The sequence below is a fragment of the Paenibacillus sp. FSL P4-0338 genome (assembly GCF_038002365.1).
Lineage (GTDB): Bacteria > Bacillota > Bacilli > Paenibacillales > Paenibacillaceae > Paenibacillus_AQ.
Map to the genome: position 1 here is coordinate 4260546 of NZ_JBBOCG010000001.1, position 20220 is coordinate 4280765.

18 protein-coding genes and 1 riboswitch are annotated in these 20220 nt (G+C 52.8%); of the genes, 7 read left to right on the forward strand and 11 right to left on the reverse strand.

What is annotated here, in order from left to right:
* Position 1 precedes the first annotated feature (1 nt).
* The 6 genes from MKZ07_RS18705 to MKZ07_RS18730 form a co-directional block, all read right to left on the reverse strand.
* A complete protein-coding gene (locus MKZ07_RS18705; protein ID WP_036694972.1) occupies positions 2–871 on the reverse strand; it encodes a CheR family methyltransferase in 870 nt (289 codons plus the stop codon).
* A gap of 81 nt (positions 872–952) precedes the next feature.
* A complete protein-coding gene (locus tag MKZ07_RS18710; protein ID WP_341027094.1) occupies positions 953–4621 on the reverse strand; it encodes a response regulator in 3669 nt (1222 codons plus the stop codon).
* A complete protein-coding gene (locus tag MKZ07_RS18715; RefSeq protein WP_036694970.1) occupies positions 4618–5790 on the reverse strand; it encodes a PP2C family protein-serine/threonine phosphatase in 1173 nt (390 codons plus the stop codon). Before MKZ07_RS18715 ends, MKZ07_RS18710 begins: the two co-directional genes overlap by 4 nt.
* Positions 5791–6001: 211 nt before the next feature.
* Positions 6002–6349 (reverse strand): general stress protein, encoded by a 348-nt coding sequence (locus MKZ07_RS18720; protein WP_341027096.1) that lies wholly within the window; start codon positions 6347–6349, stop codon positions 6002–6004.
* Positions 6350–6440: 91 nt separating this feature from the next.
* Positions 6441–6977: a hypothetical protein gene (locus MKZ07_RS18725; RefSeq protein WP_036694968.1), complete on the reverse strand. Its 537-nt coding sequence runs from the start codon at positions 6975–6977 to the stop codon at positions 6441–6443.
* 71 nt (positions 6978–7048) lie between these two features.
* Positions 7049–7555 carry a DUF948 domain-containing protein gene (locus MKZ07_RS18730; RefSeq protein WP_036694967.1) on the reverse strand — a complete coding sequence of 169 codons (507 nt, stop codon included), beginning with the start codon at positions 7553–7555 and terminating at the stop codon, positions 7049–7051.
* Between the two features lie 188 nt (positions 7556–7743).
* On the opposite strand from MKZ07_RS18730, the gene MKZ07_RS18735 reads away from it, so the two are divergent.
* Positions 7744–7911 (forward strand): DUF1328 domain-containing protein, encoded by a 168-nt coding sequence (locus tag MKZ07_RS18735; protein WP_036694965.1) that lies wholly within the window; start codon positions 7744–7746, stop codon positions 7909–7911.
* Positions 7912–8189: 278 nt separating this feature from the next.
* Positions 8190–8597 (forward strand): hypothetical protein, encoded by a 408-nt coding sequence (locus MKZ07_RS18740; protein WP_036694964.1) that lies wholly within the window; start codon positions 8190–8192, stop codon positions 8595–8597.
* Between the two features lie 248 nt (positions 8598–8845).
* On the opposite strand, the gene MKZ07_RS18745 is transcribed toward MKZ07_RS18740, so the two are convergent.
* Positions 8846–9955, reverse strand: coding sequence for a C40 family peptidase (locus MKZ07_RS18745; protein WP_036694963.1), 1110 nt, complete (start codon positions 9953–9955; stop codon positions 8846–8848).
* 212 nt (positions 9956–10167) lie between these two features.
* Entirely contained in the window at positions 10168–11037 is an 870-nt protein-coding gene (locus MKZ07_RS18750; RefSeq protein WP_036694962.1) for a cation diffusion facilitator family transporter, read from the reverse strand.
* A gap of 130 nt (positions 11038–11167) precedes the next feature.
* On the opposite strand from MKZ07_RS18750, the gene MKZ07_RS18755 reads away from it, so the two are divergent.
* The gene (locus MKZ07_RS18755; RefSeq protein ID WP_036694961.1) at positions 11168–11353 is read left to right on the forward strand and encodes a hypothetical protein; all 186 of its coding nucleotides are present in this window, start codon (positions 11168–11170) and stop codon (positions 11351–11353) included.
* A gap of 111 nt (positions 11354–11464) precedes the next feature.
* Here the strand turns inward: MKZ07_RS18755 and MKZ07_RS18760 are convergent, their stop codons facing one another.
* Both MKZ07_RS18760 and MKZ07_RS18765 read right to left on the reverse strand, forming a co-directional pair.
* Positions 11465–13090, reverse strand: a complete 1626-nt coding sequence (locus MKZ07_RS18760) for an ABC-F family ATP-binding cassette domain-containing protein (protein WP_036694960.1) — start codon at positions 13088–13090, stop codon at positions 11465–11467.
* Between the two features lie 95 nt (positions 13091–13185).
* On the reverse strand, positions 13186–14184 hold the full coding sequence (locus tag MKZ07_RS18765) for an MBL fold metallo-hydrolase (protein ID WP_341027103.1): 999 nt from the start codon (positions 14182–14184) through the stop codon (positions 13186–13188).
* Between the two features lie 429 nt (positions 14185–14613).
* On the opposite strand from MKZ07_RS18765, the gene MKZ07_RS18770 reads away from it, so the two are divergent.
* The 4 genes from MKZ07_RS18770 (at position 14614) to MKZ07_RS18785 (ending at position 18718) form a co-directional block, all read left to right on the forward strand.
* Positions 14614–15747 carry a conserved virulence factor C family protein gene (locus MKZ07_RS18770; protein WP_341027105.1) on the forward strand — a complete coding sequence of 378 codons (1134 nt, stop codon included), beginning with the start codon at positions 14614–14616 and terminating at the stop codon, positions 15745–15747.
* Between the two features lie 97 nt (positions 15748–15844).
* Positions 15845–16061, forward strand: a riboswitch (Lysine riboswitch).
* A gap of 150 nt (positions 16062–16211) precedes the next feature.
* A complete protein-coding gene (locus MKZ07_RS18775) occupies positions 16212–17699 on the forward strand; it encodes an amino acid permease (RefSeq protein ID WP_051493461.1) in 1488 nt (495 codons plus the stop codon).
* 396 nt (positions 17700–18095) lie between these two features.
* Positions 18096–18311, forward strand: coding sequence for a MerR family DNA-binding protein (locus tag MKZ07_RS18780; protein ID WP_076159764.1), 216 nt, complete (start codon positions 18096–18098; stop codon positions 18309–18311).
* A gap of 86 nt (positions 18312–18397) precedes the next feature.
* Positions 18398–18718, forward strand: coding sequence for a DUF3889 domain-containing protein (locus tag MKZ07_RS18785; protein ID WP_235218426.1), 321 nt, complete (start codon positions 18398–18400; stop codon positions 18716–18718).
* A gap of 40 nt (positions 18719–18758) precedes the next feature.
* On the opposite strand, the gene MKZ07_RS18790 is transcribed toward MKZ07_RS18785, so the two are convergent.
* Complete coding sequence (locus tag MKZ07_RS18790; RefSeq protein WP_076159761.1) at positions 18759–19898, reverse strand: transglutaminase domain-containing protein; 1140 nt, start codon at positions 19896–19898, stop codon at positions 18759–18761.
* Positions 19899–20220 lie beyond the last annotated feature (322 nt).

Below are 20220 nucleotides of genomic sequence, written 5' to 3' on the forward strand. Positions count from 1 at the left end.
GCTATTTATTTTTGCGGTATATTTTTTCTACCCGGTCCAAGGGCTCATAGCTGTCACTGTATCGTGTGAAATGAATGGACTCCTTGGAACCGAGGACCAGCACTCCGAACCGGCTGAGGCTCTCATGGAACAAGCCATGGACATGATCGCGAAGCTCGTCGTTGAAGTAGATCATTACGTTACGGCACAGGATCACATTGAATTCGTTGAAGGAAGTGTCTGTCGCCAGATTATGCTCTGCAAAAATAATGTTCTTGCGTAAATACGGCTGCAGAATCACTGAGTTATATTTCGCTGTATAGTATTCCGAGAAGACGCCCGTACCACCAGCCTCAAGGTAGTTCTTGGTGTATTGCTGCATCTTGCCAATCTCGTACACGCCTTCTTTAGCCTGCTGCAAGGAACGGGCGTTCATGTCCGTGGCATAAATTCTTGCCTTGTCATATAGTCCTTCCTCATGAAGCATAATTGCCATCGAGTAGACCTCTTCGCCTGTCGAGCAGCCGGCATGCCAGATCCGGATATAAGGATAGGTCCGCAGTAGGGGAATGACCTTCTGACGGAAAGTCAGGAAGAGACCCGGATCACGGAACATCTCTGTCACAGGGATCGAGAGACTGTACACGAACCGTTCGAAGCATGCACGGTCATGCAGGACCTTTTCCTGCAGGGCAGAAATGGTAGGTAAGCTCTCTGCATGGACATGATGCCAGATGCGCCGCTTCAAGGAAGGCAGGGCATAATTCCTGAAATCATATCCATACAAACGGTGTACTCCGTTCAGAAGCAGTTCAATCTCAATCTGTTCAAGCTCCTGCTTGCTCTCCGGCGGATTACCCTGCCCCTCATATCCGTGCTCCATCGCTGCCATTGTCATCAATACTCCCTTGCCTGAGCCTTATTTCCGTACGCGGTTTGAACCTGCTGTATAGCTATTACCCTGAAATCGCCCTTACGAATACAACCAGACACGCATTAACGAAAGAAGCTGATCTGTGCTGATCGGTTTCTTCATATAATCAGAGGCTCCGGCTTCAATACACTTGGCCCGGTCCTCCTTCATGGCCTTGGCTGTGAGGGCGATAATCGGCAATTTCTGGTACTGCGGCATCTGCCGGATGCGGCGCATAGCTTCATATCCGTCCATCTCCGGCATCATCATGTCCATCAGCACGAGGTCATAATCACTCTGTTCGACAAGCATGTCGATGGCCTCGCGGCCGTTCTCGGCAAATTTCACTTCCATGTGATAGCCTTCGAGCACACTGGAGAGGGCAAAGACGTTGCGGATATCATCATCGACAAGCAGAATTTTTTTGCCGTCAAACAGCTCCTCTTTATTGTGCAGCTTTTGCAGGATTTTACGCTTATCCTCCGGCAGATTTGCTTCTACCCTGTGCATGAACAGCGTGGTCTCATCCAAAAGCCGTTCCGGCGAGCGGACATCCTTGATGATGATGGATTCCGCATATTTGCGCAGCTTGGTCTCTTCCTTGCTGTCCAGATCCTTGCCGGTATAAATAATAATCGGCAGATCGTTCAGCTCCTCATCGTCGCGGATCTGATCCAGCAGCTCGAAGCCGGTCATATCATCCAGCATCAGATCAAGCACCATACAGTCATATCTCTGCTTGTGCAGTTCATTCAGAGCCTCTTGGCCTGAAGACACCGCCGTAATCACTACATCGTCATGACCGATAAGCTCCTCGATGGAGCGTCGCTGAATATCGTCGTCCTCGACAATCAAGAGATGCTTCATCGTGCTGGCGGTGTAGTTCTCAATCTGCGAGAAGGCCCGGTCCAGCGCTTCACGCGAGGACGGCTTTCTGAGATAGGCCATCGCTCCCATCATGAGCCCCTGCTTCATCTCATCATTCACAGAGATCACATGCACCGGAATATGGCGTGTCTGGGAGTCGCTCTTCAGCTCCCTCAGAATCGACCAGCCGTCCAGGACAGGCAACTGGATGTCGAGAATGATTGCATCCGGCAGCAGGGTCTTGGCCATCTGCAGGCCGATATCGCCCTGCAGGGCTACCAGTCCCTTGAAACCGCGCCCGCGGGCCATGCTCAGCAGGATCTTGGCAAAGCTCTCGTCATCCTCAACAATCAGCAGCACCTTGTCGCCGCTGGCCAGAGAATCACGGTCATCTTCAACAACTACAGGCGTAGCAGGTGTAGGCGCGATATCCCCTGCCACATTCCATGGCAGTTCCTCACGGTATTCCTCAAGCTGCGCAGGCTCGCCGGCAGGTGCGGCTTCGATTGCTCCCGGCAGCAGGCTGAAGTTCCCCTGGACCGGCAGATACAGTGTAAATATACTTCCTTGCCCTTCACGGGACTCCAGTCCGATCGCTCCGCCCATCAGGCGGGCTAATTCGCGGCTGATCGAGAGGCCAAGCCCCGTGCCGCCATATTTGCGGCTCGTCGTTCCGTCAACCTGCTGGAACGCCTCGAAGACGATATCCATTTTATCTGACGGGATACCGATTCCGCTATCCTTGACGGATATCGCAATATAATCATAATCATGCGGCAGATAGGCAGGCAGTCGCTTGACGTCCGCACGGCTGACAGAGAACTCCACATAGCCTTCGCTGGTGAATTTGAAGGCATTGGACAACAGGTTGCGCAGAATCTGCTTCAGTCTGTGACTGTCGCTATATACACTGTCCGGCAGCGGCTCGTCAAAGGACAGGCGCAGCGACAGCCCCTTCTTCGCGGCCAGCGGAGCAAAGTTCTGCTTCACGAAGGTCTTTAGCTCAATCAGCGGAATCTCTTCATGATTCAGCTCCATTTTGCCGGCATCAACCTTGGACAGATCGAGAATCTCATCAATCATCTTAAGCAGATCTGCACCTGACATATAGATAGTATGGGCGAATTCTACCTGCTTCTCACTCAGATTGCCCTCCTTATTCTCCGTAAGGAGCTGGGAGAGAATGAGCAGGCTGTTCAGCGGGGTGCGCAGCTCATGGGACATATTGGCCAGAAACTCGGATTTGTATTTGCTGGTTACCGCAAGCTGCTTAGCCTGCTTCTCCAGCTGCATACGGGCATGCTCAATTTCATCCTTCTTCTCTTCAACCTCCTGCACCTGATCCTGCAGCGCACGGGTCTTGGAGACCAGCTCTGTATTATAATGCTCCAGCTCTTCCTGCTGACGCTGGAGCAGCTCCTCCGAGCGCTTCAGAGCATCTGTCTGCTCCTCCAGGTTCTCGTTGGAGCGGCGCAGCTCCTCCTGCTGGGTCTGCAGCTCCTCCGACTGGCATTGCAGCTCTTCGGTCAGCGCCTGCGATTCGCGCAGCAATTCCTCAACCACAAGCCTGCGGCTGATGTTGTTCAGAATAATCCCCAGATTACTGGAGAGCTGATGGAGCAGTTCATTCTGCAGCACCGAGAACGGCGTGAAGGAAGCGAACTCTACAACACCCAGCACCTCATCCTCGAATAATAGAGGGTGAATGGAAATATAACTCGGATGCGCCTCCCCGAATCCCGAAGATACGGAGATATAGTTGTCAGGCGCCTCCGTCAGCTTGATCGGCAGCTTATCCAAGGCGCTCTGCCCGATTAGCCCCTGACCTATCTCGAAGCTCTCCTTGGGCGAAACCCCCTCCTCCCCGGCATAGAAGGCGCTGCTGACCAGCAGATTCGGATTGTCCTGGCTTTTCAGATAGACGGCACCATACTGCGCTCCCAGCACAGGTGAGAACTCACTGATGAAGGTCTGGGATACCTGATCCAGCGAGCTGACACCGCGCAGCAGCTCCGTAATCCGGGCAATATTGGCATTCAGCCAAGCCTGATCACTCTGTGCCTGGGAATAGGATCTCTCCAGCTCCTGCTTCTGCTCAATATCCTCGGCCATCCGCTGGAATACCCGCGCTACATCACCAATCTCATCCTTGGACTTCACCTTGATCCGGCGGATCGCCCGCATTTTTCCATTGCCGAAGCTGGTAATCATCATGGACACGACACTTAGGCCGCGCGTGATACTCGGTATCACCCACAGAATGACACCCAGCCCAAGCAGCAGCCCCAAGACCATAATCAGGGTGACCATCTGAATCGATCTGTTCGACGCCTCCTGGGCATTGGCAGTCTCCTCAGTCATGCGGAAGGCATTATAATCAGACAACGCATTCAGACTGTTCAGCACCTCGTTCTGAACGTCCTGCCCTTCTGCGTTGCGGTAGGTGTTGGCATTCTGAAAGTATCCGGCGCTCAGCATCTCCAGAGCCTTGTCCTGATATTTCAGATAAGCCGAATAGGAGTTCTCAATCCGGGATAGTATTTGGAGTTCCTCTGCCGTCTTCAGCGAGGCCTTAATGTTCTTAAGATGCTCTGCAGACTTGAGGACCTTGCTGTCAATCTCAGCCTTCTGCGCTTCCAGGGTTACAGTATCGGCATTAAGCATGGAAGTAGTCAATATCCGTGCCATGTCGTTCACTTCCCCGCGAAGTCCCGACGAAGCCCGGCCCTTGCTGTATCTCTCCTGGTAGCTGTCCAGCTGACTGCTCATATAATGAAGCCTGTCATAGCCGATCAGGGTCAGTGCAAGCATAATCGCCAGCATAGCACTGAATCCGATCAGCAGTTTAGCCTTTATCTTCATTCCTTATCGGTTCCTTTCTTCAGCGAGATCCAGACTAGGCATTTATCGTCATCCCGGTCCGCGTTAACAGGCTCGCTCAGGAATGCAGCGCGCACCAGGTCTTCCTGCCAGTCATGCGTGGTATTCAAATGTCCGATCATGAATTGCAGCTGCTCCTCCTGACCGCCCTCCACCATCTCCAAGAGGCCGTCCGTGAACAGCACCAGGTGCCCCTCATCCTCATAGCTCAGGCTCTGCTGCTGGATATCGATCCGGTCAAACAGTCCGACAGGGTGGCAGTTGCTCTCAAGCAGTACCGGGGTCTTAGCGTCCCCTTCAAAGAACAGCGCCGGCGGATGCCCGGCATTCACATAATTAATCCGCTTCATGCGGGTATCAATGACAAGATAAATAGCCGTGAAATAATACTGAACCAGCTGCTTCTCAATATAGAGCTGGTTAAACCGTCTGTTCAGCTCCTGAATGACTTTCTCCGGCTCCACATACGTAGTTACGGTATCCTTCAGTACAGAGGCCAGGAACATGCAGAACAGGGAAGACGAGATACCGTGGCCCATCATATCCAGCAGAATGACAGCATAACGCCCGTCTCCCAGCGGATACCACGCATACAGATCTCCGGCCAGCTCGAAGGAAGGCTGATAGATGGCATGCACCTCCAAGGTCTCCTCGGCCAGCGGCAGACTGAGTACCGCATTCTGCACCAGGGCAGCCAGCTTCAGTTCATCCTGTATCCGCTGGTCCCGCTCCTTATGCCAGTCCTTCTCGCGCTTCAGCCGCAGCGCCAAGCGGATACGGGCCATCAGCTCCACCTTGTTGATCGGCTTCGTCACATAATCCACCGCTCCGGCATCCAGCGCCTCGGCGAGCTTCTTAGAGTCACCTACAGCCGTAACCATAATAATAGGAATATCCTTCAGATGCTCGTATTGCTGAACCACACGGCAGGCTTCAATCCCATCCATTTCCGGCATCATCATATCCAGCAGAATCAGGTCCACATCGGATGGACGGGGCTGTGCGTTCTCTTCCCCTGCACCGACGCCGAGCAGCTTCAACATATCTATAGCGGACGAAGCCGTTATGAAATTCCGGTAATCTTCCTTCTTGAGGATCTCACGGATAATAATTACATTGGTAGGATTGTCGTCTACGATTAATATTCTCAAGCTTCTTCACCTCACGCGAATAGTGTTAAGACTATGAACCCGCAACTCTATCGTTCTATCATACGATATTTATACGGCCTGTTACCATCCAGCTAGATATTGGCATAAAACAGGTTCCGGCTTCAACAAAGTAACCTCCAGCTCCACTACATACTAGTGGGACTGGAGGTTACGCTATTGTACTATTGAGGTCAACGAAGCTGACCCGCGATTATTGTGGGTTTCTTTTGGCAATGACCAGAACCTTGCCTGTATCAAGCTCTTTCTCATAAAAGGCCGCCTCCGCTGCGCTGAAGCCCAGTGAAGTAATCTTGAAGCGTAAAGCGTCGCCACGCGAACGGAAGAGGTTGGCAATGGCACCGAACAGCCCTTCTTCGCTCAGCCCCACTTCATTAGAATCTGCGGCGTCTACGATACGTCCTTCGCGGTCTTCATCATGACTGATCACATAAAGATCCTCTCTGGTGTAGCCGCTGCTACGGAGCCGATTCACTTCTTCTATTGCCTGAACGCTGTTCTCCAGCAGCTTGGCATAAGCCTGTGTACCAGTTGAATCCATGAAATCACTCTCCTTCATAATGAATAAGGCCTAGCCACCGGTATAGATGACTGACCCTTCATTAACCAAAATCGCCGAACTTGAATCAGCTTCAGAAGGAATAAGCATCGAACAAATCCAAGCCGTCCCATTCGCCGCTCTCCATATTCCGGTAGATCTTGAGCGCGGCCTCTCCTCTAATATAAACATCCCCATCCTCAGCTTCAAAATCAGGCGTTCCCAGCATATCCTGCACGTTCATAGTCTGCGGATGGAGCACCTGCCCGTTAAGGCTCAGACCGTATTGCCCTGCCTGAGCAGGCGAAGCATGTACATAGAGGACCACACTGCCGCATACTCCCGCCGAGATATCGGCATATTGATATTCAAGGCAGCCCGCCCAAGGATCTTCTGCAATCTGCTGAGGCGTTCCCTTGGCCTGCAGCAGCTCCTTTTCCGTCATATATAAGCTAATACCGGACAAGGAATCGAAGCTGCTTATGTAGGGATCGGCAACTGCGCTATGCTCGTAGGCGAACATTGCCGGCAGCTGTGCGGCAGTACCGGGAGCGGGCGAAACCGTCTCTCCTTGCGGCGGTGCAGATATGAAGGGAGCAAGAAGACTAAGCAAGAGAATAACCATTTTCATAAGGGTTCCCGCCTTTCATGAGCTGGTATTGCCCCGTCCTGTGCACCGCCGTATATCATTCCATCAAGGTATTAGTGGCGGAATTTCTGCCAGATCGCGGCGGCTGCATCCACGCCTTTGAGGGCTGTAGCAACCTTGCCCTTAGATTTGCTTGAACTCACTGCCTCATAGGATTGTACAGTTCTCTCCTCGGCTGGTGTTAACGGGGCTTCTGCGATAGATACGGATTTTGCCTTATCCTTCAGTTCACGTGATTTACGGAATTTCTCGATTACCGTTACCGATACCTGCTTCACGGTCAATGTCAGCTCGTTCATGACATCGCCCAGATTCTTCACGGAATCCACGATCGGGTCAATCTTCTGAATTTTGCCCTGGACATCGGCAGTGATGTCATTGGCATGCCGGACTGTTGTTTTCACTTCATAGGTAAGCTCATCGATAGTCTTCTGAACCTCCTGCAGCGTCTGGCTGACCTTGTCGAGCGAGTCCTTCGCTGATTTCAAGGTTTTGATTAAGAAGAATACGAGTACTGCAAAGGCAATAGCAGCCAGTGCTACGCTAAGTTCAATGATCATAGTGGATAACCCCTTCCAAAGTGTTTAAATTGTCAGTTTACCCTGTGTGATACTGCATAGTTACCCTTACAGAATTCGGCCGAAACAAAGGCCAAGTCCCTGGAATCCTCTTCCTTTCCTCCCTGTTTCAAATGGATAAGCCCCGTTTAAACAATGATTACATCAATGCACAGAAAGGATGACATCTCATGCTAAGATGGTCTATAATTCTGCTGGTAGTGGCCCTGATTGCCGGTATCTTCGGATTCTTCAACATTGTGGCGGCAGCCGTCGGCATCGCCAAAGTATTGTTCTACATCTTCCTGATCCTCTTCGTGGTCTCACTCTTTATGGGACGCAGGGGACGATCAATGTAGGCAAGCATACCATTAACTGCCGGCCAGGCAGTGCTCAAGGCCCGGAGGTCTCCGTCAGGAAACCTCCGGGCTTCTTGCTGCCCTTCAAAAAGTATAGGCCTTTCCGCTCAGATTGTCATCGGTGATTCTGACCGGAATGAAGCGTCACCCGTCAAGCTGGACAAGAAGAATAAAATTTCTTGCTTACGCTGGTTCATTCAATGCAAATTATGTTTACATCCATATTAGCACAGCATGAACATAGAAAATCACACCAACATACCTAGGAGGAATCATCGATGAAAAAATTAGCCAGTTTAACAGTAGCAATGGGTCTTATGGCTTCCTTGGCAGCAACAGCTTCTGCGGCTGAGGTAACAACAGGGACAACAGCAACTACCAAAACCACTTCTTCTGATGCAGTAACTACTGTAACCGGAGCGACTTACCTGAATCCGGCAGCTCCGGTCATTACGCCAGCTGACATCAAGCCGGCAACTCCTCAGATCATTCTGACCAAGATCACAGCATTCCATCTTTCTATGGGAAGCATGGCAACCCCTGCTGGTTGGCTGAGTGCACAGACTGTTGATACTACTGGTGTGATTATGACTGACGCAATGGGCAACGAATGGAGAGAAGTCTACACTTGGCTGGGTAAAGCATGGATCAAGGTTCCTTCCTCCGCATACGTAATCAATCCATAAGCGACTCGACACATAAGAGTCATAGCTGCTCCACTCATATGCTGCAGCTATGACTCAACCGGTGTACCCTGACAAGGCCCGTGGACGCCAATCCAAACGGCCTTTTTTTTGTGTCTAATGACAATAAAAAGGGTTATCCCTTCAGTAGAAGATTCTACTGAAGGGATAACCCCGACATACACCCGCTTGTAGTTCACCCGTCACAAACTTGTACTGCCTGTCGCTTCTTGCTGTCCTAGCTGTATATATTAGCGGATGACCGAGCCTCCGTACAGGAAACGGTTCATCCAAGAAGCGCTAAGATTATCTACTCTTACACCGCCGGAGCTTACTGAATAGGTATGCAGCAGCTTCCCGTCACCCAAATACATGGCGACATGTGTAATTCTTGCCGTATACTTATTGATTCCGGCATACGCAGAGGGAGAAGTTCCTTTATAATCCATGAAGAACATCAAATCGCCGCGCTTCAAGCCGGATACATCCGTAACTACACCACTGTTCTGCTTGACCCAGTCCCCTTGCTGCCGGGAATCGGCAGGCAGCTTCAAGTCCGCTGCATCCATGAAGATCTGGCGGATGAAATCCGAGCAGTCGAAGGTACTCGTATCATTACGGCTGGAGCCAAATTCATATGGCGTCCCCAGATAGCCCATCCCCGCTGCGATCACACGTTCAATCACAGCCGTCTGCCCGGCTGTAGGTACAGGTACCGGTGCTGGTGTTGGAACAGGCGCCGGTGTCTGAACAGGCGCCGGTGTCTGAACAGGTACCGGTGTTGGAGCTGGAGTGGCTGGAGCAGACGGCGATGAAGCGCCCGCTGAAATATATTGATCGGATGAGCTTGTATAACCCACCGTCCCATTTGCCGTTTTTATTTTGTACCAATAGCTGTTAGTCTCTTCAAGAATGGTTACCTGGTCATTCTTATAGAGATATCCAACCACTTGACCGCTGGTTGCAGGGGTCTCCCTTACACGGACTGTGGCCTGAATCACCGCTGTCCGGGACGCAGGTGCAGAAACCGTAGCCAACCGGATATAGGAATCTCCCGAGCTCATATACCCCACAATTCCCTCTGCAGTTCTTACTTTGTACCAGTAGCTGTTCGCAGCTTCCAGAATAACTACCTGATCGCCTTTATTAAGATATTTCAGTACCGTACTGCTGGTAGACGGATCTGTACGCAGCCGGACTGAAGCTTCAATGATGCCAGTCTGCCCGGTGGACGCCGCCAGCATTGTAATCGAAGAATCAGTTGCAGCGAAGACCTGTCCCGGACTGAACACTCCCAAGGATAATGCCAGTGAAGCGGAAACCCATAGCGATGCTGTAAATTTCTTGCGTGATACGATCATAGCGTTCCCCCGCTTAACGTATTAAGAAATTCAACAACGTCGCGCGCTACGTTTGTTGCTTTCTGCCCTCATTATAGGCTGGCCCGGGATTTGGAACATGCTCCAAATTTCACAAAAAACCTTTCCATCTTATGGTAACATACAGGTCTATAGTCGCGATTCCTCCTTGGATTTGGTGGAAATTACAGCTAACTAGGAGAAATCATGGAATGTTAATCCTTGGGCTCCACGTGAACTTGCACATGCATGATGTTATGCAGCTTGGTCATCCGCTCTTCAATCGAGTCGCTGATCTCATGCCCTTCCATGACCGTCATGCGGGCATTCACCTCCACGACTACATCCACCAGTACATGATTGCCGTGTACACGGGCCTTCAAATCCTTGATGCCCTCCACACCTGGTGTCCGGGCAATGGTGCTGCGCAGGTCCAGCAGCTTATCTTCGTCAAAGCCGTCAGTGAGGCGGTACGTGGAATCACGGAAAATATCCCAGGCTGTCTTGATAATCAGCAAGCCGACTCCGATGGCAGCCGCCGAATCGATCCACGGCAGTCCGAACTGCGCTCCTACAATCCCTATTGCGGCCCCTACGCTTACAATAGCATCCGAGAAATTATCCTTAGCAGCAGCCATCAGCGCATGGTTATTAATTTGCTCGGCCAGGCGCTTGTTATATATATATACCCCCATCATCGCTACGGCACACACCAGCGCAACACCGGCAGACCAGAGCTGCGGCGTGGCCTTCTCCCCCCCGAACAGCGAACGCACCGCCTCCACAATAACCTGAATGCCCACCAGCGCCATAATAAAAGAGGCCATCAGCGCCGCAATCGTCTCGGCCCGGAAATGCCCGTAGGTATGATCGGAATCCGGCGGCTTCCGGGAGATGCGCAGCCCGATCAGCACAGCCAGCGAGGCCACAATATCGGTTAGATTGTTGAAACCGTCTGCCAGGAGTGCACTGGAGGCGAACAGGTAGCCGCAGACCAGCTTAAAGGCGGACAAAATCACATATGCAGCGATACTGACCAGCGCACCCTTTTCACCCTTGCGAATATCTTCATAAATATCAGTCATCTCTGCCCCTCTTCCCCATCCCTGCCGCATAAATACAGGAAAACTTTCTTTGAGTTATTCTTGCCCTTGTAGCAGCATTTAAAAACATTTAGAATAAGGAAAAGGACTTGCTGCCTAAGGGGGTAACATAATGAGCGAGAACAATGAGAAACCAAAAATTAATTTGGCTGATGCCATCCGCCAGAAGCTGGAGCAGAAGAAACAGCATGCTTCGGGAAAACCGGGTTCAACCTTTCAGGCCGGCTCCGCGAAGCCGCTGAAAAGCCAGAATAACAAGAAGCCTAACAATCAGCGCCGCCGGACTGGCGGGTCTTAGACTTCCAGGTTGTTGTATATTGTGAACATAAACGGCTGCGTTATCCCTCCGGGGACGACGCAGCCGTTTTCATATGAACTCATAACCGTTCATTCTGTCTATATCTGATTCTTAAGCCTCAACAGGGTACATCCGGGCCCGCATTTCCTTGATCTCCGGGTTCTCCAGATACTCGTCATAGCTCATCGTACGGTCAATGATGCCAGCCGGAGTAATCTCAATGATGCGGTTGGCGATCGTCTGGATGAACTGATGGTCATGGGAGGTGAATAGGATCGTGCCGTCAAAGTCAATCAGGCCGTTATTGAGCGCGGTGATCGATTCCAGGTCCAAGTGATTGGTAGGCTCATCGAACACAAGCACGTTCGCCCCGTTCAGCATCATCTTGGCCAGCATACAGCGGACCTTCTCGCCCCCGGACAATACGCTTGCCTTCTTCAGTGCTTCTTCGCCGGCGAACAGCATCCGGCCCAGGAAACCGCGCAGGAAGGTTTCGTCCTGATCCTTGGAATACTGGCGCAGCCACTCCACCAGGTTCATGTTCACCCCGTCAAAGTAGCTGGAGTTATCCTTCGGGAAATACGCCTGGGTGGTTGTCACTCCCCAAGTGTACTCGCCCGCATCTGCTTCATTCTCGCCCATAATCACATCGAACAGCAGGGATTTAGGCTGGGAATACGGTCCTACAAAAGCGATTTTATCTCCTTTGTTGACTACAAAGCTGACTTCATCCAGCAGCTTCTCGCCGTCCACAGCCTTGGTCAGGCCGCTAATCGTAAGCAGCTGCTTGCCGGCTTCACGCTCCGGCTTGAAGTTCAGGAACGGGTATTTACGGTTGGACGGACGGATGTCATCCAGGGTAATCTTCTCGAGCTGCTTCTTACGCGAAGTCGCCTGTTTCGATTTCGAGGCGTTGGCCGAGAAGCGCTGAATGAAGGCTTGCAGCTCCTTCATCTTGTCTTCCTTCTTCTTGTTCGAGTCGCGCTGCAGGGCCTGGGCCAATTGGCTGGACTCATACCAGAAGTCGTAGTTGCCGACGTACATCTGGATTTTGCCGAAATCAATGTCCGCAATATGCGTGCATACCTTGTTCAGGAAGTGACGGTCATGGGATACCACGATAACAGTGCCTTCGTAGTCCATGAGGAAGTTCTCCAGCCAGCCAATGGATTCAAGATCCAAATGGTTGGTAGGCTCATCGAGCAGCAGGTTGTTCGGACGTCCGAACAAAGCTTGGGCCAGCAGTACACGGACCTTCTCGTTGCCGCTGAGTTCGGCCATTTTCTTATCATGCATCTCACGCATAATACCAAGGCCTATCAGCATTGCAGCCGCATCAGGCTCAGCATCCCAGCCGTTCAGCTCTGCGAACTCACCTTCAAGTTCACCCGCACGAAGTCCATCCGCTTCAGTGAAGTCGCTCTTAGCGTACAGAGCATCCTTCTCCTTCATAATTTCATATAGCCGGGTATGGCCCATAATTACTGTCTCCAGCACCAGATGCTCATCATACTCGAAATGGTTCTGCTTGAGTATCGCCAGGCGTTCACCGGGTGTAATATGCACATCGCCGATGTTCGCTTCAATCTCTCCGGACAGAATCTTTAGAAAGGTCGATTTGCCGGCGCCGTTCGCGCCAATCAGACCGTAACAGTTGCCGGGTGTGAATTTTATGTTTACGTCCTCAAATAGTGCGCGTTTTCCGTAGCGGAGTGTTACGCCGCTTGTGCTAATCATTAAGCATTACCATCCTTTTCACTTAGGTTCCGGCTCATTATAGCATAAAATCAAGCAAAATGGCCCTTATTACGGCTCTTATTTAAGTAGAAGTGTTATTTCCCCGCCGGGCGTTCCTCGGGCTGGACAACCAGCGTCTCCCCATAGCCCAAAGTATGGATACGCTCCTCACCAAGCCCCTGCGCCACCCTAGCCTGCTCCATCCGGTCCAGCGCTTCGCGCGCGGTATCATCGGCTAGCCTGAAGGTTCCGAAGTGCATCGGTATCATCAGCTCTGCGCCTACATCAAGGAAGGCCTGCACGGCCTCCTCGGGATTCACATGCTGAGAGTTCATGAACCATTCAGGTTCATAAGCACCAATCGGCATCAGCGCCACATGCAGCTTGAAGCGTCTGCCGATCTCCTTGAAGCCCGGGAAGAAGCCGCTGTCTCCGGCAAAATAGAGGTTCGGCGGAAGCAGCTTATGCTGCGCCTTGCCCTCCTCCCCCTCCGGGTGCTTCTGCGGGTCTGACGGCTGAAGCACATAACCGCCCCAGTGCGAGGAATTCGTATCGAACGGCGTTCTTCGCGTCCAGTGCTGGGTCGGGACAAACGTCAGCTTGACGGCGCCCAGCGTAATCTCCTGCCACCACTGCATTTCCTGGCAGTTAGGGAAGCCTTTGCGGAGCATTTTGCGCTTAAGCCCGGCAGGCACCACAATGGTTGTTCCTGCCCGGTACAGCTTGCGGATGGACGCGATATGCAGATGATCATAGTGGGAATGGGAGATCAGGATCAGGTCGATGGGCGGGATATCCGCGAGCGGAATGCCCGGCTGACCGATCCGCTTCTCGAAGCCCAGCCGCCGCGCCCATATCGGGTCAGTGATGATATTAAGCCCTTCGTATTGCAGAAAAAAAGTGGAGTGACCAATCCACGTTATCGTCGTCTCCAGCCGGTTCCCGGCCAAATAGTCGAGGCGCGGCGGATGATTCGGCACTTTATAGGTGTAATCCTTCTTTTTCTTGCGGCGGTCCTCACGCCATTGGCGGAATTCCTTAAGCGTTTTATCGGTGCTGACATTGTCGATGTTGTTATAACGTATTTTGGCCATACCAAGAACCACTCCTTATAGCAGATTTGCCGTTTCTGTTGACTGGCGGCAAACCACATATCTTAACTATAGGGTTCCGCAGAATCATTTGCAAAATTACAGGACCCTGAAGAACGCTCACTACAAATTGTACCCAAATGGCTGGGCGGGAAACGTCCGGGCCTCTTTTGTCAGGGATGATGCGGATCTAGTGGGCGGTATGAGGAAGGATGAAATCCTGCACGAATTGCAACATTCCCTCAACAACCCGATTATTCAAGAAGTCAAAATTGCAAAATATGCATCACTTCCCGTTTGGGTTGCTAATTCAATAATATTTAAAATTTTGCGGGTCCGCGTCTCCGCCCCTTTGTATTCACCTGCTCAAATGAGGTAAAATGCGGGTAACGCAGGACGGAACTTATGCCATTTAACCCAAGGAGCTGACATATGAAGATTACATTTATTGAACCGACACCGAGTCCAAATACCATGAAGCTTCATCTGTACGAAAGCCTTGCCCCCGGTATCCGCCGGACCTACACCCCGGAGTCCCGGCGCTCCGCCCCTTCCTGGGCGCAGGAGATGCTGGAGATTCCGGGCGTCACCAGTATTTATCATGCCGCTGACTTCGCTGCGCTGGAGCGCAAGGGCAGTGCCGACTGGGCAGCGATTCTGCGCGAGGTCCAGAACCGCTTCGGGGCGGACGGCCTCAGCGCAGAGTACAGTCTCGGCGATGAGAATGACGGTACCCACTACGGGGAGTCCCAGGTCTTCGTGCAGATGTTCCGCGGCATCCCGATTCAGATCCGCGTCAAGACCGGCGCGAAGGAGGAGCGCATCGCCCTCTCCAGCCGCTTCACCCAGGCGGTGACCGATGTGGCCAGCGCCGTGATGATCAAAGAGCGCAAGCTCAGCGATTACGGCGTGCGCTACGGCGAGCCGCCGGAGATTGCCCGCGAGGTCGAGCAGGAGCTGGAGGCGGCGTATCCGCAGGAACGCCTGGACTCCCTCGTGCAGCAGGCCATCGCGCACGGGGCTGCCGGCGAGTTCGTCGAGCAGCGGCACAAGAAAGAGCAGGCCGAGCTGCTGCGAGACCTGCAGGATGCGGATTGGCGCGTGCGCTACGCCGCGCTGGAGGATCTGGCGCCGGGCGAGCAGCTCCTGCCGGAGCTGCGGGCAGCGCTGCACGACCCCAAGCTGCAGATTCGCAGATTGGCTGTCGTGTACCTGGGCGACATCCGCACGCCAGGTGCGATGGAGCTGCTCTATGAGGCGATGAAGGACAGCGCCCCGGCCGTGCGGCGCACAGCCGGGGACACGCTCTCCGACATCGGCGACCCGGCGGCGACGCCGGTGATGACGGCGTCGCTGAGTGATGCCAGCAAGCTGGTGCGCTGGCGGGCGGCACGCTTCCTCTACGAAGTCGGGACCGCTGAGGCCCAGAACGCGCTTAGCGTTGCTGCCGAAGACCCCGAATTCGAGGTCGGGCTTCAGGCCAAGATGGCGCTGGAACGGATTCTGTCCGGCGAAGAGGCGGCGGGCACCGTCTGGCAGCAGATGTCAGAGCGCCGGCGGAGCTGACGTGAACCTGCCGTATTTTGTCATTGCCTGAGAAGCCGGTATGCATTATACTGATTCCTGTTGTTCATATCGTTCAAAGATAGCCTCATCATACCTAGGATGAGGTAGAGGTCGCGGATAAGAAGAGTAAGCGCGTGGAGATGCCTAAGAGCCATCGTTGATACGCGCCCAAAGGAATATCCGCCGAAGTCGTAACTGCTGCTCTTAGTCCGCAGCTACGATTGGGGCCGTTTGCCGAAAGGCGCGGAACTGTCACTGTGCATACTGCCTGTCAGGAGACTGCGGGAGCTGCACCGTGTTGCGCTATCTTAACAGGGAGTATGATGCGGAGCCTATATTGAGGAACCGCAGCGTCCGTCTGCGGTTTTTTTGCGTGCATCACGCCGGGAAGAAGAACCGGCACATGCAGGCAGCAGCACTCCCCCTGTGAACAGAACCATCAATCTAAAGGGAGTGTCCTATTCATGCAAGAACAGCAGCCTAAACGGCCGGCAATACAGGCGGGTAGCGCCAATACACCGGGCCTGCGCAAATCCTTCAAAGCAAGACATCTGACCATGATCGCCCTCGGCGGCTCGATCGGAACCGGATTGTTCCTCGCCAGCGGCGGGGCCATTGCCTCCTCCGGTCCAGGCGGAGCACTGCTCGCCTACACGGCCGTCGGCATTATGGTCTATTTTCTGATGACCAGCCTTGGGGAGCTGGCAACCTATCTGCCCGATTCCGGTTCCTTCAGTACCTACGGCACACGGTTCGTCAGCCCCGCCTTCGGCTTCGCGATCGGCTGGAACTTCTGGTACAACTGGGCGGTGACCATAGCAGCTGAACTGTCAGCAGCCACCGTTATCATTAAGTACTGGTTCCCGGACAGTCCCTCGTTCCTGTGGAGCCTGCTCTTCCTGGCACTCATGTTCGGCCTGAACTTCCTGTCTGCGCGAGGGTACGGTGAGTCGGAATACTGGTTCGCCATTATCAAAATTGTTACGGTGGTCGTCTTCCTGACGGTCGGCGTCCTGATGATCTTCGGGATTCTGGGCGGCAAAGCTGTAGGCTTCAGCAACTTTGAGCTTGGAGGCAGCTCCTTCCATGGCGGCTTCTTCGCCTTCGTCGGGGTCTTCATGGCCGCCGGGTTCTCCTTCCAGGGAACAGAGCTGGTCGGTGTCGCCGCAGGGGAGAGCGAAAATCCGCGCCGCAACGTCCCGATCGCGATCCGCCAGGTGTTCTGGCGCATCCTAATCTTCTATATTTTCGCGATAGCCGTCATCGGTATGCTAATTCCTTATACGAATCCCGATCTGCTCCGCGGCGGTATTGATGATATCGGCGTCAGCCCGTTCACAATCGTCTTCAACAAAGCAGGGCTGGCGATTGCCGCCTCGGTAATGAATGCCGTAATTCTCAGTTCCGTGCTGTCTGCCGGTAATTCCGGGATGTACGCCTCCACCCGTGTCCTGTACGCCATGGCCAAGGATGGAATGGCACCGCGCGCGCTCGGCAAGCTGAACCGCAGAGGTGTTCCTGTAGGCGCACTGCTCGTGACTACCGCTGTCGGCATGCTTGCCTTCCTAGCCTCCTTCTTCGGAGACGGCGCGGTGTACAATTGGCTGCTTAACGCTTCTGGAATGTGCGGCTTCATCAACTGGCTCGGGATTGCCGTCTGCCATTACCGTTTCCGCCGGGCCTTCGTGAAGCAGGGCCATTCCCTGGAGGAGCTGCCTTACCGGGCAAGATGGTTCCCGTTCGGTCCGCTGTTTGCCTTCGCTCTGTGTATGGTAGCCGTATTCGGCCAGAACATGGGCGCCTTCACCGGCGCGAAGATCGATTGGTACGGCATTCTGGTCTCCTACGTCAGCGTGCCGCTGTTCCTGCTGATCTGGCTGGGCTATGGCTGGTTCCGCAAGAGCAGCCTGATCCCGCTGGAGAAGTGTGATCTGAGCACCCACGCTGACTGATTCCTTGCAACATAAGTGGAAACGGCATTGCCGTCCTTTTAAAGGACGGTACCGTTTCAGCGAAAAAGATAAGGATAATTATAGCGTGAAGCATATAAATTCTTCTCTTTCAGCAAAAGACCGGTTTTGATCCCGCAGCAGCGGGCCAAAACCGGTCTTTTATATATAGCTAGAACCTTATCAGATTTAAAATAGTGGTGCAGACGCAATCCCCCTTCAAATTACATCTTTTTTCCAAGCGGGCGTTGTTCTTCAGGGGCGTTTGGCTTAGCGTAACGGACTGAGGTGCTCTTATTTGGGAAGAAAGTCGCCAATGGGGTGAGTAACGGACTCCATGTCCTTAGAGAAGAAAATAATTACCGGAATTATGTCCCGGAGATTATTACTTATCTTGAAGTGATTAAGAATAGCTTAGCCGTCGGATTTACCATCCAGGATATTAAATCGATGATCTCCAGGCAGGGAATTTCGAAGGATGAACAAACACGTATCATAACGGCTAAAATAGCTGAAATTGAAGACGCACAAAAAAACCTGGAGGCTTCCAAGCAGTCTCTTTACAAGCTTCTAAAGATGGATATTACCTGTGAGGACGGGTTCGGAAAACACTAAAACCCCAGAGCTGCTGTGCTCTAGGGAATCGCATAAAAACGCGGGTGCCGGGGGACGCTAACCTGTAATTCCAGCTCAAGGAGGCCATGATGAAAAAAATATGGACAGTAGCCTTGCTGACGTTAGCCCTAATCCTGAGCAGCCCGTTAAACTCCATCTCCGCTGCACCTGACTATGCCCATTGGGGAACCATCGCCGTAAAGGAGACGCAGCAGAAATACAACGCCGAGATCATCGATTACAAGCACATCGGCCGGACCCAGATCAGGCCCAAGCTTGCGGAAGAGAAATTCAAGCTGCTGGTCCGAAGCAAGGCGGGCCGGGAATTCGGCGTAATCGTGATGGTCCGCTTCAACCCTTCAACAAACAAGCTTCAGACCATTCAATTTCTGGAGACCAATGCCTGAAGTGCCACCCTGGCTGGTTCGCCGGATAGCTGACACTCTTTTATTTCCAGGTCACGTATACCTTAAGATCTCCTGTATTCTCGAACGGCGAGCTGTTAAAGGCCAGGTTGTTCAGTCCCAGCCCGTAGAGCACCTGCAGATCCTGCCTCAGCAACTTGTCGCTTCCGCGATAGCGGAACAGCAGCGATTGCTGCCCGGACTCTGCCGCCTGCATCGCAAGCTCCTTGAGCTGTTCCGCCGACGAAACCACCTGATTCTCCTCGTACAGCCAGTAATTCAGATCCTTCTGCAGCGTCTTGTATGCCTCCACCCCCTGGCCCCCCTGATTGACCAGCTTAGTCAAGGTCTGGGCATAACTGGTGGAGGCCGCCGGATAGGACTTGGTCCACTTGTGGTCAAGCCGCATCTGGGCATCGGTCCTCATATAATAGAGTGTACTGATTCCGCCCTCCGGACTCGGGTCGGGGTCATCCCAGGTGGTATCGAGATGATACCATGCCCCGTTCAAGAGCACCAGATTCCAGGCATGCGACTGGGTTACACCGTCTGCGGCCCTGGCCGTCCCTTCCACAATTCTGTTCGGAATCCCCGCCCCCAGCAGCAGCTTATAGGTTAGCAGTGTATAGCCCTGGCAGACCGCACTTCCAGTCTGAAGTCCTTCATAAGCGGTATATTTGCGGTGCGAGTGATCATATTCCAGATTCAGCACGACCCAGTCGTGGATCGCTTTTACCTTCTGGTGATTGTTCATGCCCGGTGTTATGATCTGCTGCAGAATAGCCTTCACCTGCTTATTCACATATGCCGTCTGCTGCAGCGTCTCCCGGTATTCCACCTGAACCGTCACATGAACAGCACGCGTGCTTCCACGGTAGGAGAAGGCATAGCTGTCAATAATATAATACAGATACGGGTCGCTCCCCATCGCCTGATTAATTGCCGTCTGAATCTCACTCTTCAGCTTGGTGGTCTTGCCCTGATAAGTGAAGGTGATCGTCTCTCTGCGGTTACTCATTGCACCAGCCAGCTTCTGCATCATTCCTTGTGTGGTCTGCACCACCGCCGAATCCGATGCAGCATACGCATGCTCGTATCCCCAGTACGTCGCAGGCGGTAGAGCTGCAAACACAAGCATCAGTCCAACCGCCGTCTTCATCAGCGATCCCTGTCTCTTCCCCATATGATCCGCGCGCCTCCTGCAATCTATATCATCGGCCATAGCCGTATACTCTATAGTAAATGCCAATAATCCCCTGTTTACAACTCCAACCTGAAGAATAGGCAGGCGTTCGTGCCTGTACTATCCATTATATCGGCTCTGCCCTCTCCGTGCATAATAAGTAGTTCTCTCCCGCTGCGAGCAGAAGAATAATGCATAGAGAATAGAGGTGAACACAGGAATAGGTGCATTCTGTACATTTAAAAACAGTGAAAAGGAAGTCTTTCATCTTCTAACTGTAGTTTGTACAACTAAGTCTGCCCGATTAGGTGAGAACACCGAT